The organism is Streptomyces odontomachicola, from assembly GCF_039605595.1.
Classification (GTDB): domain Bacteria; phylum Actinomycetota; class Actinomycetes; order Streptomycetales; family Streptomycetaceae; genus Streptomyces.
Window position 1 is genome coordinate 44,717 of sequence record NZ_JBCFOK010000003.1, and the last position, 15,768, is coordinate 60,484.

Annotated in this window: 15 protein-coding genes; 7 read left to right on the top strand and 8 right to left on the bottom strand. The window is 72.4% G+C overall.

The window, feature by feature from the left end:
- Nucleotides 1-6: 6 nt before the first annotated feature.
- On the bottom strand, nucleotides 7-879 hold the full coding sequence (locus ABEE00_RS05510) for an AfsR/SARP family transcriptional regulator (RefSeq protein WP_345744518.1): 873 nt from the start codon (nucleotides 877-879) through the stop codon (nucleotides 7-9).
- Nucleotides 880-1,128: 249 nt separating this feature from the next.
- Between ABEE00_RS05510 and ABEE00_RS05515 the strand changes: the two genes are divergently transcribed.
- Nucleotides 1,129-2,136 carry a beta/alpha barrel domain-containing protein gene (locus tag ABEE00_RS05515; RefSeq protein ID WP_345744105.1) on the top strand — a complete coding sequence of 336 codons (1,008 nt, stop codon included), beginning with the start codon at nucleotides 1,129-1,131 and terminating at the stop codon, nucleotides 2,134-2,136.
- 24 nt (nucleotides 2,137-2,160) lie between these two features.
- Here ABEE00_RS05515 and ABEE00_RS05520 read toward each other — a convergent pair whose 3' ends face one another.
- Nucleotides 2,161-2,379 (bottom strand): DUF5988 family protein, encoded by a 219-nt coding sequence (locus tag ABEE00_RS05520; RefSeq protein ID WP_345744106.1) that lies wholly within the window; start codon nucleotides 2,377-2,379, stop codon nucleotides 2,161-2,163.
- Nucleotides 2,380-2,484: 105 nt separating this feature from the next.
- On the bottom strand, nucleotides 2,485-3,231 hold the full coding sequence (locus ABEE00_RS05525; protein WP_345744107.1) for a 4'-phosphopantetheinyl transferase family protein: 747 nt from the start codon (nucleotides 3,229-3,231) through the stop codon (nucleotides 2,485-2,487).
- 259 nt (nucleotides 3,232-3,490) lie between these two features.
- Between ABEE00_RS05525 and ABEE00_RS05530 the strand changes: the two genes are divergently transcribed.
- Entirely contained in the window at nucleotides 3,491-4,276 is a 786-nt protein-coding gene (locus ABEE00_RS05530) for an aldo/keto reductase (RefSeq protein WP_451918513.1), read from the top strand.
- Nucleotides 4,277-4,314: 38 nt separating this feature from the next.
- On the opposite strand, the gene ABEE00_RS05535 is transcribed toward ABEE00_RS05530, so the two are convergent.
- Nucleotides 4,315-4,740 carry a cupin domain-containing protein gene (locus ABEE00_RS05535; RefSeq protein ID WP_345744109.1) on the bottom strand — a complete coding sequence of 142 codons (426 nt, stop codon included), beginning with the start codon at nucleotides 4,738-4,740 and terminating at the stop codon, nucleotides 4,315-4,317.
- 71 nt (nucleotides 4,741-4,811) lie between these two features.
- Entirely contained in the window at nucleotides 4,812-4,997 is a 186-nt protein-coding gene (locus ABEE00_RS05540) for a tautomerase family protein (RefSeq protein ID WP_345744110.1), read from the bottom strand.
- A gap of 221 nt (nucleotides 4,998-5,218) precedes the next feature.
- Here ABEE00_RS05540 and ABEE00_RS05545 point away from each other — a divergent pair, with 221 nt between their 5' ends.
- Nucleotides 5,219-6,325, top strand: a complete 1,107-nt coding sequence (locus ABEE00_RS05545; protein WP_345744111.1) for a serine hydrolase domain-containing protein — start codon at nucleotides 5,219-5,221, stop codon at nucleotides 6,323-6,325.
- Nucleotides 6,326-6,423: 98 nt separating this feature from the next.
- Here the strand turns inward: ABEE00_RS05545 and ABEE00_RS05550 are convergent, their stop codons facing one another.
- Both ABEE00_RS05550 and ABEE00_RS05555 read right to left on the bottom strand, forming a co-directional pair.
- A complete protein-coding gene (locus ABEE00_RS05550) occupies nucleotides 6,424-7,386 on the bottom strand; it encodes an AfsR/SARP family transcriptional regulator (protein ID WP_345744112.1) in 963 nt (320 codons plus the stop codon).
- A gap of 245 nt (nucleotides 7,387-7,631) precedes the next feature.
- The gene (locus ABEE00_RS05555) at nucleotides 7,632-9,194 is read right to left on the bottom strand and encodes an MFS transporter (RefSeq protein WP_345744113.1); all 1,563 of its coding nucleotides are present in this window, start codon (nucleotides 9,192-9,194) and stop codon (nucleotides 7,632-7,634) included.
- Nucleotides 9,195-9,350: 156 nt separating this feature from the next.
- Here ABEE00_RS05555 and ABEE00_RS05560 point away from each other — a divergent pair, with 156 nt between their 5' ends.
- Together ABEE00_RS05560 and ABEE00_RS05565 are read left to right on the top strand one after the other, a co-directional pair.
- A complete protein-coding gene (locus ABEE00_RS05560) occupies nucleotides 9,351-10,037 on the top strand; it encodes a TetR/AcrR family transcriptional regulator (protein WP_345744114.1) in 687 nt (228 codons plus the stop codon).
- A 166-nt stretch (nucleotides 10,038-10,203) separates the two neighbouring features.
- Nucleotides 10,204-12,468: an MMPL family transporter gene (locus ABEE00_RS05565; protein ID WP_345744115.1), complete on the top strand. Its 2,265-nt coding sequence runs from the start codon at nucleotides 10,204-10,206 to the stop codon at nucleotides 12,466-12,468.
- A 31-nt stretch (nucleotides 12,469-12,499) separates the two neighbouring features.
- Here the strand turns inward: ABEE00_RS05565 and ABEE00_RS05570 are convergent, their stop codons facing one another.
- On the bottom strand, nucleotides 12,500-13,675 hold the full coding sequence (locus tag ABEE00_RS05570) for an acyl-CoA dehydrogenase family protein (RefSeq protein WP_345744116.1): 1,176 nt from the start codon (nucleotides 13,673-13,675) through the stop codon (nucleotides 12,500-12,502).
- Between the two features lie 222 nt (nucleotides 13,676-13,897).
- Between ABEE00_RS05570 and ABEE00_RS05575 the strand changes: the two genes are divergently transcribed.
- Nucleotides 13,898-14,725 (top strand): hypothetical protein, encoded by an 828-nt coding sequence (locus ABEE00_RS05575; RefSeq protein WP_345744117.1) that lies wholly within the window; start codon nucleotides 13,898-13,900, stop codon nucleotides 14,723-14,725.
- Between the two features lie 29 nt (nucleotides 14,726-14,754).
- A complete protein-coding gene (locus ABEE00_RS05580) occupies nucleotides 14,755-15,537 on the top strand; it encodes a Crp/Fnr family transcriptional regulator (protein ID WP_345744118.1) in 783 nt (260 codons plus the stop codon).
- Nucleotides 15,538-15,768 lie beyond the last annotated feature (231 nt).

A 15,768-nucleotide genomic window follows, 5' to 3' on the forward strand; every position in this document is an offset into this window, starting at 1 on the left:
AGATCGTCAGGGGCGTGCGTCGCCGCTGCAGCACAGGCTGTCGCGGGTGCCCACGGCGTGGGGGCCTGGAGCGGCGCCCGGTGCATGGGGGCCGGCGGGCTGTGTGCCCGGCGTCCGGGGTGCGACCTGGCGGTCCTGCGGTGCGGGGGAAGGGGGCGCGGGGGAGTGCGGCGGGCGGAGCGCGGTGTGCGGGAGGCTGCCGAGCATCTGCCGGTACAGATCCTGGAGCGGGGCGCTCGGGTCGATGCCCATCTCCTCCGCGAGGGCGTGCCGGAGGCGGTGATAGCGCTCCAGGGCGCTGGCCCGCTGCCCGGACTGCAGGAGCGCGACGATGAGCTGCGCGGTCAGCGACTCGTCCAGCGGCGATTCGGCCGTGGCGCTGAGGAGTTCGGGCAGCAGGTCGGAGTGCTGGCCGCGGGCGAGCAGGATGTCGTTCCGGCGTACGAGGACGGCCCTGTACTCCGCGAGGGCCGTGGCGCGCGCCGCGTCGAGCCACGGCGTGCTCAGCCCCTCGAACGGCTCCCCGCGCCACAGCTCGATCGCGGCGCTGAGCGCGTGCGCCGCGTGGGCGTCGCGGCGGTCCCCCGCGCTGTCGGCGAGGCGCCGGAAGCGGTGCAGGTCGATGGTCGCGGGGTCGGTCTCCAGCACATAGCCCTGGGACCTGCGCGAGAGGCGGATGCCGGCGCGCAGCAGCACCTTCCGGAGCTGCGCGATGTAGGTGTAGAGGGCGCTGCGGACCGTCGCCGGCGGATTCTCGCCCCACACCTGGTCGATGAGGGCCGCCGTGGAAACCGACTGGTTGACGTTGACCAGCAGGGCGGCCAGCACGCTGCGTTGCTTGGGATGTCCGACGGCGATTTCTTCCTGGCCGGAGAACATCGCCACCGGACCGAGGAGCCGAAACAGTATGGATTCCTGCTGCATGACGGTAACCCCCCAGACGGCCGGGACGGTCCTGGCCAATATACCGGCGGAAGGTGAGCATGGGGTAAATTTCCGGGCACTGGTGATGATTTGGCGGAGTCCGGCATCGCGCGGTACGGCGCGTCGCGGCGCCCACGCGCTGCCCGGGGAAACGGAGTGGCCGATTCTCCCTGTGCCGAGAGGGAGTTCACGGCGGGGGCAATCATGAACAGGGGAGGGAACACGGGAGTGGGGAGGGGAGTGGACGGCGGAGTAAGCAGGAACGGGGCGAGTCCGCGCCTTGTCGATGTGACACTCCGCGACGGCGGGAAAATCAACGGGCATTGCTGGACTCCCGCACAGGCGGCGGAAGTCGTCGACGCCTGCACGGCGGCGGGCATCCGCAATACCGAGGTCGGGTATTTCCGGCCCGCCCGGCAGAAGACCGATGGGGAAACCCGCCCGGCGGCCTCCTGCCCGCCCCGCTATCTCGAAGCGCTCGCCCAACGGGCCGCCGGCGCGCGGCTGATGGTGATGACCTCGCGCAAGGACGCGGAGCCCGGCGACCTCGCCGCCCTGGCCCGGCACGGCGTCGCGATGGTGAACATGCCCGTACGGGCCGGCGATGTGACGGCGCTGCGGCCGTACGCGGAGGCCGTGCGGGCCGCGGGCATGGGGCTCGCCGTCAAGCTCATGCGGCTCGGCGGACTGCCCGAGGAGGCGGTGCTCCGCGCGTCGGAGCAGGCCACGGCATGTGGCGCCGAGGTCTTCTATGTGGCGGACTCCTACGGCGGGATGTTCCCCGAGGACGTCACGCGGCTCGCGGGGCGGCTGCGCGAGGCGAGCGGAATCCCCCTCGGGCTGCACGCGCACGACGGCCTCAGCATGGCGTTCGCGAATGCCATCGCCGCGTTGCGGGGCGGATTCACGTACGTCGACGCCTCGCTGTCCGGCATGGGCGCCGACGGCGGGAACCTCAACCTGGAGCTGATGGCCGCGTATCTGCGCCGGCACGCGGGAGAGGACGTACGGGTCGCGCCGCTCGCCCGCGCGGCGGCCGGGATGCTGACGCCGTGGCTCGGAGACGGGGTGCTGGAGAAGGCCGCGCACATAGTGATCGGAATGCTCGACCTGGACCCCAAGGACCCCGCCTCCGCCGGAAATCGCGACTGGGCGCGGATATGCGCGATGCTCGACGCCGAGCCCGTAGGCGAAGAGCCCGTACGCGAATGACGCGCAGGACCCGTGCGCGGTCCGTTATTCGGCGACGTAGGTGCTGTCGAGCCAGGCGAACACCCGGAGGCTGCGCCCATTGTGGTGCTGGGTTTCACTGGTCGGACGGAAATGCTCGTACCTGTTGCCCAGGAACAGCTTGAAGGTGTCGCGTACGTCGTCCACGCGTCGTATGCGCTCGGACGGCGGAAGCGCCTCCGCGGCGCCACCGCGGAGAATCACATTGGCGTCAGCAGCGGACACGGCACTCTCCTTCCTGCACGGCCCGGATGTGACCGCATCGGAATGGGACCGCTCACCGTAGGGGCACCACCGCCAAAGAAACCCAAAGGGAAATCCCGAACCCCCTCACGCGGCCCGGGGCGCGGCCACCGCCGTCAGCAGCAGCCCGTCCCGCGCCAGCCAGCGCCCGGAGAATTCCCGCAGTTCGCGGCCCCCGACCAGCGGGGGAGCGATGCGCAGCCGCGCGCGGAACGCTCCGGCGCCGCCCGGCTCCCGCGGCGGCGACAGCTCGACCGCCACCTCACGGAACCCCAGCGGCGCCCCGGTCAGCGGCGACCACGCCTTGAACACGGACTCCTTCGCGCTGAACAGCAGCCGGTCCAGGCAGACGTCGCTCGCGCCGCCCCAGTCACCCCGGCCATCCCAGTCGCCGTGGTCACCTCGGTCACCGTGCACCGCCGAGCCGCGGCCACCGTGCACCGCCCACCCGCGCTCCTCCTCCACCGCCACCGTCTCCAGCACCTGCCGGGGCAGCGGCGCGTTCTCCTCCGCGTCGATCCCGAGTGACAGCACGTGGGCGGCGTGCGCGACGGCCGCCGCGCAATAACCCGCGCGGTGGGTCATGCTGCCGACGACCCCGGCGGGCCACGAGGGCGCGCCCGTCGCGCCCGGCAATACCGGCGCCGGCGGGAGCCCGAGCGCGGCGAGCGCCCGCCGCGCGCACGTACGGGAGCCCAGGAACTCCCTGCGGCGCTTGTCCACGGCGCGGACCAGCAGCGCCTCCTCCTCCGGATACAGCGCGCCCTCGCTCCGTACGGGCGGGTCGAAGGTCTCCCGTACGGCGACCGGCGCGGGCAGCAGCTCCTCGAGCACCCCTGGAAGCTACCCGCACCAACCGCCGCGCGCCGCACGGCCTTTGGCTTCCCTTTGGGTTTCCCGGAGATCGCCCCGCCACGCTGTCGGCCGAGCCGGGCGAGAGCCCCGGGGTGCCGACGGAAGATTGGCCGGAGGAAGGGTGGTCGAAGGTGGTCCGCGCATGAACGATCCCGTTGTCCCGGCGGAGCCCTCCGTCCCGGAGACGGCCTCTGCCCCGGCGGTGCCCTCGCACGTGACCCTGAACAACGGCGTGACGATGCCCCGCGTGGGCTTCGGCCTCTGGGGGTTCACCGACGAGAGCGTGCGTCCTGTGGTCGCCGAGGCCCTCGCGGCCGGCTACCGCCGGTTCGACACCGGCGACTCGTACGGCAACGAGGCGGGGCTCGGACGGGCCCTGCGGGAGAGCGGCGTTCCCCGCGAGGACGTGTTCGTGACCAGCAAGGTCTACCGCGCGAAGGGGCGCGACGCCACGCTGCGCGCGTACGAGGCCAGCACGGCACGCGTCGGCATGGACGTCCTCGACCTCTACCTCGTCCACTGGCCCATGCCCGACCCGGAGTTGACCCTCGGTGCATGGAGCGCCCTGCGGGAACTGCTGGAGGACGGCCGCGTACGGGCCGTCGGCGTGTCCAACTTCTACGAGGCCGACCTGCGGCGCCTCCTCGCGCACTCCTCCCTGGTCCCGGCGGTCGATCAGATCGAGCTGCACCCGTGGTGCGCGCAGCGGCGCCAGCGCGAGCTGAACGCGGAGCTCGGCATCGTCACCGAGGCATGGGGACCGCTGGGCCGGGGCCGCGGGCTGCTGGAGGTGCCGGACCTCGACCGGGTGGCGCGGCGGCACGGGCGGTCGCGCGCGCAGATCGTGCTCCGGTGGCACGCGCAGCTCGGCAACGCGGTGAACCCCAAGTCCACCGACCCGCGCAGGATGCGCGAGAACCTGCACATCGACGACTTCGCCCTCGACGCCGACGACCTGGCGGCCCTCGCCCGCCTCGACGAGGGCCGCCTGGTGGGGCCGGTCGCGCCGCCCTTCCCCTTCTGAGGCAGGGGCCGGGGCGGGGAGCGGCGGTTACCGTCCGCCTACCACTCGACGGGGTAGGCCACCAGATCGTCGACCTCGTACGGGGTGGGCGCGTACTCCACGGCGACGGCGGTGTCCCGCGCCATGTAGCTGTGCACGCAGCCCGGCGCGCAGGAGAGGACGTCGCCCGGGGTCAGGGTCAGCTCCAGCACGTCGTCCGGCGCGTCGGGGAGCACGAACTTCGCCCGCAGCTCGCCGGAGAGCACGACCATGTTCTGGTGCTGGCGGACGTGGTAGTGGTTGCCGCGGGTCACGCCGTTCTTGAATTCCAGGTACGCCATGAAGGTCATCGGGGCCCCGTTGTGGAAGAGGGCGGCCAGCGCGCCGTTCTTCCACGCCATGTACCCCTTGCCCTCGCGCTCCAGGGCCGAGGGGTCCCGGTCCTCGCTGAGCCTGGTCACCGACACGTAGTCCTTGACCGCCATTTCGTGTCCTTTCCGCGCTCCGGCGCGTGCCGTCGGAGCGCGCGGGTCGTCAGAGCCGGAGTCGCGGGTCGTCAGAGATCGGTGCCGAGCGTGCCGCCCTTGGCGTAGTCGGCCTTGCCGTGCTCGTCGTAGCGGATGCGCACCGACTCGGGCCGCACCCCGAGGATGTCGGCCGCCGCCGCCGTGACCGCCTCGGCGAACTTCCTGCGCTGGTCGAGGCTGCGCCCGGCCAGCATTTCCACGGTGATATTGGGCATGCGTACGCCTTCCTCCGCTGAGAGTTCCCGCGCACAGGCGGTTCCCGGGACCTGAGCCACCAGTGTGGAAGGGGTGGCTCAGGAAAAGCCAAAACCAATCCAAAAGGCGCCGGAGTACGGGAAGTTCCTCGGGTAGCGTTTTTACGGGATCGGGGAATCAGGAGCCACCGCACCAGGAGCCGTTGCCGAAGTCGCCGAAAGAAGCCGCCGAAAGGGGAGTCGTGCGCGAAGCCGCCGGCTGGACGGAGACCTCACCGCACCTTCTGGGCGCCGACCCGGCTGGTGTGGAACGCGCATGGGCCCTCGTACGCGAACGCGGCACGGCGGCCCGGCTGTGCGTGCTGCGGGACGGAAAGGTCCTGGTGGACCGCGCGTTCGGCTGCTCGCACGACGCGATGTTCTGGACTTTTTCCGCGGGCAAACCCTATGTGGCCCTGCTCGTCCACCACTTGGCGGTCGGCGGCGCGCTCTCCCTCGACGACCCGGTGTCCCGTTTCTGGCCGCAATTCGCCGCGCACGGCAAGGAGGCGGTGACCCTCCGGCACGTGCTCCGGCACCGCAGCGGGCTGTCCCATGCGCGAGGAGCGCTCGGAGACGCCCACGCCATGACCGACTGGGAGCGCTCGGTACGCAACATCGAGCGCGCGGCGCCGCGCTGGCAGCCGGGTGAGGTCCCCGCGTACCAGGCCGTGATCTTCGGGTTCATCCTCGGCGAGGTCGCGCGCAGGGTGACCGGGCGCCCCGTCGCCGAGCTGCTGCGGGAGACCTTCCTCGCACCCCTGGGCCTGGACGACACGCACCTCGGGCTGCCCGACGAGCTGTGGTCCCGCCATGTGCCGGTGCGCGGACGGGGGCCGGCCGCGCGCCTCGCCGAGCGCGTGGTCAACCGCCCCGCCACGCGCCGCGCGGTGATCCCCTCGGCCGGGGTCTCGGTCACGGCCCGCGACCTCGCGCGCTTCTACCAGGCGCTGCTGTACGGGGGCGAGCTGGACGGCGTACGCGTACTGCCCGAGCGCGCGGTGCGCGAGGCGCGGCGGCCCTCCACCCGCGACGGCGAGGTGGACCGTGCTGTCGGGCTGCCGATCCGCTGGGCGCAGGGCTTCCAGCTCGGCGGCCCCGGCGCCGACCCCGCGCGCAGACGCCCCATGGGACGGCTCAGCAGCACGGAGACCTTCGGCCACAACGGCAGCAACTGCTGCCTGGCCTGGGCCGATCCGGGCCGCCGGCTGGTCTTCGTCCACCTCACCGGGCTGCTGACCCCGGGCCGCGAGGGCGCGCACCACCACAGCGCGGTCAGCGACGCGATCCTCGCGGCATGCACGGAGTGAGGCGTTCCGCAGACTGGGGCGTTCCGCGGAGTGAGGCGTCCGCGCGGAGAGCGCACCGCGTACGGCGGCCACCTCCGGGCGTACGGACCACCACCGGCTCAGCGGCCCACCGCCGGCGCCGGACCGGTGGAGCGCACCGCGTACGGCACCCGCGCGCCATGCGCACTCTGCGCTCCGTGCGGACTCGCCACTCCGTGCGGGCCCGACGCTCCATAGGGACTTGGCCCTCCGTGCGGACCAGCCGCCCCGTGCGGAGCCTGCCCCGCGTACGGGATCTTGCGCAGCGGTACCTGCGGGGCCGGGACCAGCGGGTCGTCGTGCAGGAGCCGCTGGTAGGCGCGCTGGAGCGGCGCCCCGGGCGGCACCCCCAGCTCCCGCGCCAGCGCCTCCCGTACGCGGTGGTAGTGCTGCACCGCCGCCGCCCGCCTCCCCGAGCGGTGCAGCGCGAGCATCAACTGCGCGGCCAGCGGCTCGTCCAGGGGCGCGGCCGCCGTCGCCCCGGTCAGCTCCGAGACGATCTCCGCGTGCCGCCCGCACCGCAGGAGGATGCCGTTGCGGGAGAGCAGGGCCCAGCGCCGGTCGGCCGCGACGCGTACCCGCAGCGCCTCGCTCCACGGGGTGGTCAGCCCCTCCAGCGGGGTGCCGCGGTGCAGGTCCAGCGCCTCGGTGAGCAGGGCGAGCTTCCGTTCGGCCGCGTGCTCGCGGCCCTCACCGCCGTCCTGCGCCTGCTTGGCCGCCGAGATCAGCGCGTGGAAACGGTGCAGGTCGACGCTGTCGGGCGGCACGTCGAGCGTGTAGCCGCCGTGCCGCCTGACCAGCTCGGTCCCGTACGGGGCGAGGGCGCCGCGCAACTGCGCGACGTAGGTGTAGAGCGCGTTGCGGGCGCTCGCCGGCGGCCCGTCGCCCCACAGCCGTTCGATGAGCCGCGCGGTGCGCAGCGGGCTCCCGGCCTCGGCGAGGAGCACGGCCAGCAGGAACCGCTGCTTGGGAAAACCGATGCCGACGTCCTGCTCCTCGTGGAACATCGAGACCGGTCCGAGTATCTGGAATCGCGTACGCAATGATCCCCCTTTGCGAAGGCACCGGAAATCTGGTCGGGATCTCCGGGCACAGGTGTGGCCGTACAGGGTTCCCGCGGAATGCGGCGGGCGTTCACGCGCTCCGGCCGTATGCCGTACACCGTAGGCGAGTTGGGGCGGACGAGAATCGGGTGAGGCATCTTCCAGCGCCGGAAAAAGGTCCCGCAATACTCACCGTCGAGAACTGGCCAAGACCCTTTCCGCGGGCTCTCCGGCAGCCCGGGTCTTCAGGATCCTTTCCGCTCGCGCTCGCGCGCGGCGGCCGACGGGGCGACGAGCCAGACCAGCAGCGCGGCGGCGAGGACGACGAGGGCGCCGGTCCGCAGCGCGAGCGAGAGCCCGTCGACGAAGGCGGATTCGGCGAGGGCGAGCAGGGGCCGCGCCGGCGCCCCGATCCGCTCGGCCACCGCGTGCGCGCCGCCCAGCGAGCCGAGCACCGTCTCGCGTACGGCTTCCGGCACGCGGTGCCCGGAGAGCACAGGGGCGAGCTGGTCGCGGTAGCGGGTGGACAGGAGGCTGCCGAGCACCGCGACGCCGAGCGCCGTGCCCATCTGCATGAAGGTGCTGTTCGTCGCGGAGCCGACGCCGGTGTGGGCCCGCGGCAGGGATTCCATGATCGAGGCGGTGGCGGCGGGCAGCACCAGGCCCATGCCGACGCCGAGCAGGGTCATGTACGGCAGCTCGCTCAGGTAGGAGGTGTCCACCGTGATGCGGGAGAGCTGGAAGAGGCCGGCGCCGACCACCGACAGGCCCGTGACCAGCAGCCACTTGCGGCCCACGACGCGGGCCAGCGGCGCGACGGCGGGGGCCACCACCACGATCGCGGCGGCGGCCGGCAGCACCCGCACCCCGCACTCCAGGGCGCTGTAGCCGAGGTGGAACTGGAGGTACTGGGTCAGGATGAACAGCGCTCCCGACCCGCTGAGCATGACGAACGCCAGCGTGCCGATCCCGGCGGAGAAGCCGCGGTCGCGGAAGAAGCGCAGCTTGAGCATGGGGTGCGGCGTGCGCAGCTCCCAGACCACGAAGGCGGCCAGCACCGCGAGGCCGCCGAGACCGGTGAGGAGTACGAGGTCCGAGGTCCAGCCGTCGTTCGGCGCCTCGATGACCGCCCACAGGGTGAGGCTGAGCCCGGCGATGGACAGGGCCGAGCCGACCAGATCGGGCCGCCCGGCGGCCGGGTCGCGGGAGTCCGGCACGAGCGGGACCGCGCAGACCAGGGCCACCGCGATGACCGGCACGTTGATCAGGAACACCGAGCCCCACCAGAAATGGGCGAGCAGCAGCCCTCCGGCGATCGGGCCCAGCGCGATGCCCACGCCGGACGTCGCGGCCCAGATCCCGAACGCGCGCTGCCGCTCGCGGTGGTCGGTGAAGAGCGTGGTGACGATCGAGAGCGTGGAGGGGTTGATCAGCGCCGCGCCGATGCCCATGAACGCGCGGGCGGCGATGAGCATGCCCACCGAACCGGCGAACGCCGCCCACGCCGAGCCGGCGAGGAAGACGAGAAGCCCCGTCAGGAAGGTGCGCTTGCGCCCCAGCCGGTCCGCCAGGCTGCCCGCCACCAGCAGCAGCCCGGCGAAGACGAGCACATACGCGTCGACCACCCACTGCAACTGGCTGGACGTGGCGTCCATCTGGCGGGTCAGCGTCGGCAGGACGACGTTGAGGATCGTGTTGTCGAGCGTGACGACCAGCAGGGCCAGGCACAGCACGCCGAGGGCCGGCCAGCGCCGGGAGGAGGGGAGGCCGGAGGAGACGGGCGGGAGTAAGCCTGCCGGACCGCTCATGAACTGCCGCCCCCTTGCTGGCTGTTAACGCAAGTGTTCCTGCGCGAAGCTATCAAGGCCGCTAGGCTAATCACAAGACCTCTTGCGTTAAGGGGGGTTGTGGGCCACGCCGCCACGGTCGGCCCGCACGGCGACGTACGGGAAGCAGGAGCGGAGATGGGCGACAAGCGAGCGGCGGAGGCGTCCCGCGAGGGAGCGACGGAGGGGCCGGGGGCGGTGGGGGCTCCCGGCGAGCAGGCGGCTCCGCGGCGCAAGGCCCGGCGGCCCGGCGGGCGCAGCGCGCAGGTGCGGGCCGCCGTTCTCGCCGCGACCGTCGAGGGACTGCTCGACACCGGGCTCGACGGCCTGTCCATCGGGGAGATCGCCCGCCGCTCCGGCGTGCACGAGAGCTCCATCTACCGGCGCTGGAAGACCAAGGCGAACGTCGCCGTCGACGCCGTCGTGAGCAGGACGAACATCGCGCTGCCCGACCCGGACGCGGGGTCGCTGCGGGGCGATCTGGTGGCCCTGCTGCTGAACATCGCGGAATTCGTGGCCACTCCGCTCGGCAGGCTGCTGGTCGAGCTGGCCTCCCGGCAGGACATGCCCGAATACCAGGCAGCGCGCGAGAAGTTCAGGACCGAGCGGCTGACCGCGGGCATGGCGGTCCTGCAACGCGCGGAGGAGCGCGGCGAGCTGCGCCCCGGCGTCAACCACCGGCTCGCCTTCGAAACCCTCATCGGTCCGCTCCACGTACGCCTGCTGCTCACCCGGGACGCGCTCACCCGGGAGTTCGTCGAGGACGTGGTGGACCTCGTCCTCACGGGAATCGCGGCGGAGCCGGCGCGACGGCCCCGGCACTGACGGAGGTTCCGGTACCGACGGAGGCTCCGGTACCGACGGAGGCCCCGGCACCGACGGAGGCCCCGGCACCGACGGAGCCAGGCAGGCCGCGCCCCTCCTGCCGCGCCCCCTCGCAGACCGACATTCCTCAACCACCTCAGACCCACGACAACGGAAGGCTGATCACGTGGCCACGCTGCTCTACCGGCTCGGGCGCTTCTCGGCCCGGCACTGGATCGCGACCCTCTGCGTGTGGCTGTCGCTGCTGGCCGTGGCCGTCGCCGGGGCCGCGTTGGCCGGGGACGGCACGGACGACGCATTCCGCCTGCCGGGTACGGAGTCGCAGCGCGCACTCGACACGCTCGCCGCCAAGGCACCCGCCGCCACGGGCACTTCCGCGCAGCTCGTCTTCCAGGCGCCGCCGGGCCGCACCCTGGCCGACCCCGGGTCGCGCGCGGCCGTCGAGCGCGCACTGTCCGCCGCGCGGCACGCGCCCCAAGTGGCCGCCGTGAGCGACCCGTTCACGGCGCGAACCATCAGCCCCGACCGTACGGTCGCGCTCGCGCGGGTCCAGTTCGGAGCCGGCCGCGGCTCCCTCCACGCGAAGGCCCCGGACGTGCTCAAGCAGCGGGTGGCGGAAGCGACGCGGGGCGGCGAGCTGCGCGTCCTCACCGGCGGCGATGTCTTCAAGACCAGGAATGTGCAGGTCAGCGCCAAGGAACTGGCCGGTGTGGCCGCGGCGTTGATCGTCCTGCTGGTCGTGTTCGGCTCGCTGCTGGCCACGGGGCTGACCCTGCTGCCCGCGCTGCTCGGCGTGGCCGTCGCGCTCTCCGCGCTGCTGGGCCTGACCGGAGCGGTCACCCTCTCCTCGACCGCCGTGACCCTGTCGCTGATGATCGGCCTGGCCGTGGGGATCGACTACGCGCTGTTCATCCTCTCCCGCCACCGCGCCCAACTGGCGGACGGCGAGGAGGTGCGGGAGTCCATCGGCCGCGCCACGGGCACCGCCGGCAGCGCCGTCGTGTTCGCCGGGCTGACGGTCGTCATCGCCCTCGCCGGGCTCTCCGTCGTGGGCATCCCCTTCCTCACCGTCATGGGCCTGGCCGCCTCCCTCACCGTCGCGGTCGCCGTCACCCTCGCCGTGACCCTGATGCCCGCGCTGATGGGCTGCGCGGGGGAGCGGTTACGTCCGCGCTCCCGCACCGCGCGTACGAGGAAGCCCTGGTCGCGCCGCTGGGCCCACCTGGTCACCCACCGCCCCGCGTTGACGGTCGCCGTGGTCGTCCTCGGCCTGGGCGCGGTGGCCGTACCGGCGAAGGACCTGCAACTGGCCCTCCCCGACAACGGCAGCGCGGCCCCGCACACCGAGGCACGGCAGGCGTACGACCTGATCTCCGAGCACTTCGGGCCCGGCGCCAACGGCCCCCTGATCCTCCTGATCCAGCCGCAGAAGAACGCGCGCGGGATCGTCGGCCCGCCCCACGGACCGGAACTCCAGCGGGCGGCGGCCCACGTACGCGCCCAGGTGCAGCGCACGGACGGCGTACGCGCGGCCGTCGGACCGCGCATGAACCCGGGCGGCGACCTCGCCCTCCTCACCGTGACCCCGGCGACGGGGCCGACCGACGAGCGCACCGGCGACCTCGTACAGGACCTGCGGAAACGGGCCGGCGGGCTGGAGCGGCAGACCGCCACCTCGATCGCGGTGACGGGCGCGACGGCGGCCGGCATCGACGTGTCGGACCGGCTCGGCGGCGCCCTGCTGCCCTTCGGCTGCGTCGTCGTGGGACTCGCGCTCCTCCTGCTCCTGCTGGTCTTCCGCTCGCTCGCGGTACCGGTCAAGGCCGCCGCCGGATTCCTGCTCTCGCTCACGGCGGCGCTGGGCGTGGTGTCCGCGGTCTTCCAACACGGGTGGCTGAGCGGCCTCTTCGGGGTGCACACCACGGGGCCCGTGGTCAGCTTTCTGCCGGTGATCGCGGTCGCGGTGCTGTTCGGGCTCGCCATGGACTACGAGGTGTTCCTGGTCTCCCGCATGAGGGAGGAGTACGTGCACGGGAGCGGGCCGCGTGAGGCGGTGGTGAACGGGTTCCAGCACGCCGCGCGGGTGGTCACGGCGGCGGCGCTGATCATGTTCGCGGTCTTCGCCAGCTTCGCCGCGAGCGAGGACGCGATCGTGAAGCCGATGGCCCTGGCGATGGCGGCCGGAGTGTTCGCCGACGCCTTCGTGGTGCGGATGACACTGGTGCCCGCGGTCCTCGCCCTGCTGGGCCGCCGCGCGTGGTGGCTGCCGGGGTGGCTGGACCGGGTGCTGCCGCGTACGGACATCGAGGGCGCGAGGCTGCCGGGTGCGCGGGGTCCGGGCGGTTCGTCCGCTGCCTCGGACGAGTCCGGCGACAGGGCCTCCGACCAGGCGCGTTCCTCCGTCACGGGCTCCTCTGTCAGAGGCGCCTGAAGGGCAGGGGCCCCGGTCACCGGCGCCGCCGTCACAGGCGCTTGAATGCGGGCGTCGCATAGCGGCGGAAGACGAGGTCGCGGAGTACGTCGTCGCCGCCCTCGATGATGGCCGCGTGCCGCATGTCCCGCAGCAGCTTCCCGAGCTCGGCCTCCTGGGTGTACCCGAGGCCGCCCAGCATCTCGGAGCCCGCGCTCGCGACGCTCCATCCGGTCTGCCCGCAGAACAGCTTGGCGGTCAGCGAGGACCGGAGGGCGCCCCGCCGCAGAAAGGCGGCCGGGGCGTCCTCGCCCCGCATCACCGCGTCGAATTCCCGCGCCGCCGCGAGGCATTGATTGCGCATCACGTCGATGCACATCTCCATGTGCCCGACCTTCTGCGCGAACACCGGATGCCGCAGCAGCGTCGAATCGCCGAGTGACTTCGTCGCGGCGTATTCCAGCACGATGTCCCGGACGCGCCGCGCGATGCCGAGCGCCGTGGCCGCGATGAGGGTACGGCTCGGATTCAGCCCGATCTCCAGCAGCCCCAGACCCGGCCCCTTGAGTACGTACGAGGCGGGCACCCGGCAATTCCGCAGGGAGACCTGATAGGTGCCGGCCGACCGCAGGCCGAGGGTGTCCCAGCGTTTCACGATCCGTACGCCAGGCGTCCCGCGCGGGACCGCCACCGCCACGAAGCGGTCGGCCGACCTGGCGACGACCACGAGGACATCGGCGAAGTCCGCATTAGTGGAGAAGAATTTCTCGCCGTCGAGTATGACGTCGTTGCCGCTGGTCACGGCCGTGGTGGCCGTGCGTCCGAGCTCGCTGCCCGCCTCCCGTTCGCTGCCGAGCACGGCGGAGAAGCCGCCCTTCGCCGCCATCGGCCGCAGAAAACGCTCCCGTAACTCCTCCGTTCCGTACAGCGACACCATGGTCGTGCCTATGACGGAGATGAACAGCGTGAAGGCCGCGCCCGCGTCCCCGTAGGCGAGTTCGGAGACGACATCGACGCTTTCCTCCAGGCCGCGCCCCTGTCCGCCGCACTTCTCCGGCAGCCACCAGTTGGAGAGCCCGGCTTCATGGAAGGTGCGGGCCAACTCGCCGGAGGCGGCCGGTGGTTCGGTGAGCGCGTCGAGTTCGGCGGTGCGGCTCAGCAATTCATCCCTGGCGAATTCCCGTACCCTGCGCAGGAATTCAGCGCGGCCGTGGTCGCTGGTTTCCATGCACACCGTTGTAGGCACAGCACCTCAAGGGAACCCAAGCGCCGGCCCCGGCCTCCACTCGAACCAGAGTTCTACCTGCCGCACCGTCGAACACCGCCTCTCCCATTGTCACTTGGGCCCTTCTGTTGACGGCGTCACACGGTGAATGGCGTACTGGTACGGCTTTATTCGCCGCCCGGTGCGCGAAGCTGTCGGGGGATCCGGAGCGAGGAAGGCGAAAGCATGTCCAAGAAGGGGCAGGTCGTCAGGCGACTGCTGCTGTCGGTGGACGCACGGGGGTACGGCGCGGCCGACGCCGCGTTGCAGGCCGAGATCCAGGAGGGCCTGGTCCAGGTGCTGGACGCGGCCGCGCTGGAGGCCGGTCTCGCGCGGCCGGCGTGGGAGCGGCAGACGGGCGGCGACGGCGAACTGGCCGTGCTGCCGCCGGAGGAGCCCGAGGCCCGGGTCGTGGAGCGCTTTCCCCGCGAGCTGCGCGACGCGCTGTTCCGCTACAACCGGCACCGCGCCCAGAGCGCGAAGCTGCGGTTGCGGCTCGCCGTCCACTTCGGCGAGGCGACCCCGGGCGTGATGGGCAGGTCGGGCCAGGGCCCGGTCACCGTCAGCAGGCTGTGCGACAGCGAACCGCTGAAACAGGCGCTGGAGTTGTCCGGCGCCGACCTGGTGGTCATCTACTCCCAGCAGATCTTCGCCGACACCCTCTCCCAGGGACACACGCACCTGGACCTCGCCGACCTGCGCAGGGTGCCGGTCACGGTGAAGACGTACACGGGCGACGGCTGGATCTGGATCCCGGGTCACGCCGTGCCGGACGAGGTGGGTGCGGAGGCGCCGTCTCCGCCCCGGGGTGAGCCTGTTCCCGCGCGCGAATCGAGTCCGAAGGGCCCGCACTCCGGGAGTCCGAGCCCCGGGGAGCTGAGCCCCGACTCGCCGCTGGCCCACCCAACCGACGGCACCCCCGCCGCACACGACGTCCTCGGCGTGGCCATGGTCCCCGCCGCGGGGCCGCGCTCGCGCGGGGGAGGCCGGCACCGGCGGGACGCGGCAGGCTGAGGCCGGCACGGAGAGGGAGGCGCGCCCCGTTGGGATCCGACTCGCACACGCCGCACCCGGGCGGCCCCCACGCAGCGGGCGGCTGGCCCGCGCACAGCCTGCTCGGCGGCCTGCCGCCCGAGGAGCGCGAGGACCTGCTGCGGCTCGGCTCCGTCCAGCGGTTCGACAGCGGCGAGACGATCCTCGTCGAGGGCGACTGCGACGCGCGGGACGTGTACGTCCTGCTCGAAGGCGCCGTGAAGTGCGTCAGCAACACCGAGAACGGCACCAGCGTGCTCCTGTCGATCCGCGCCGAGGGCGACCTGATCGGCGAACTCGCGAGCCTGGACGACAGCCCGCGGCTCGCCACGATCATCACGCTCCGCCCGTGCACGGCGCGGCGCATCGGCCAGGACTCCTTCCTCGCCTTCCTCAGGGCGCACCCCGGGGCCGCGCTCGACGTGAGCCGCAGCGTCTCGGCCAAGCTGCGCAACGCGACCTGGCACCGCGTCGAGTACGGCAGCGCCTCCGTACCGATCAGGCTCGCGCGGCTGCTCATCCAGCTCGCGGACCAGCACGGGACGGCCGGTCCCGAAGGCACCGCGATCCAGCTCTCGTTGACCCAGTCCGAGATCGCGGCACTGGCCGGCGCCCGCGAACCCACGGTGCAGAAGGCCCTGCGCTCGCTGCGCGAGGACGGAGTGATCGGCATCGGCTACCGGAGGATCATCGTCCGCGACGGCGCGGCACTGCGCGCGATCGCGGGGATCACGGAAATCCCGCCGGAATACGGAATGGGGCAATCCCGATGTCCGCATGAGGAGTCGAACTGACCGCGGCTGTGCGGTATTTGAACGGTGCGTTTCGGCATCGTACGGCGACCGATACCGATATCCGCAGAGCGCCAACGGCCATACCACACACGGCAATGTGTGCGGGCTCGCGCGGAGAAACCGTAGAAATACGGAGTCTGGTTTCCGGCCTTCTGGAAGGCTGATCCGCTGATTCGGCAGGGACCGAGGTGCTCCAGGGGGCGGTGTGGGCAGGCTGGATTCACGACCGGG

Excerpts from the sequence above, each read along its gene's own strand:
- ABEE00_RS05530 (WP_451918513.1), top strand. The coding sequence starts at position 3,491 with ATGCCCCGCGTGGGCTTCGGCCTCTGGGGGTTCACCGACGAGAGCGTG.
- ABEE00_RS05510 (WP_345744518.1), bottom strand. The coding sequence starts at position 879 with ATGTTCTCCGGCCAGGAAGAAATCGCCGTCGGACATCCCAAGCAACGC.
- ABEE00_RS05515 (WP_345744105.1), top strand. The coding sequence starts at position 1,129 with ATGAACAGGGGAGGGAACACGGGAGTGGGGAGGGGAGTGGACGGCGGA.
- ABEE00_RS05535 (WP_345744109.1), bottom strand. The coding sequence starts at position 4,740 with ATGGCGGTCAAGGACTACGTGTCGGTGACCAGGCTCAGCGAGGACCGG.
- ABEE00_RS05570 (WP_345744116.1), bottom strand. The coding sequence starts at position 13,675 with ATGGAAACCAGCGACCACGGCCGCGCTGAATTCCTGCGCAGGGTACGG.
- ABEE00_RS05560 (WP_345744114.1), top strand. The coding sequence starts at position 9,351 with ATGGGCGACAAGCGAGCGGCGGAGGCGTCCCGCGAGGGAGCGACGGAG.
- ABEE00_RS05575 (WP_345744117.1), top strand. The coding sequence starts at position 13,898 with ATGTCCAAGAAGGGGCAGGTCGTCAGGCGACTGCTGCTGTCGGTGGAC.
- ABEE00_RS05540 (WP_345744110.1), bottom strand. The coding sequence starts at position 4,997 with ATGCCCAATATCACCGTGGAAATGCTGGCCGGGCGCAGCCTCGACCAG.
- ABEE00_RS05555 (WP_345744113.1), bottom strand. The coding sequence starts at position 9,194 with ATGAGCGGTCCGGCAGGCTTACTCCCGCCCGTCTCCTCCGGCCTCCCC.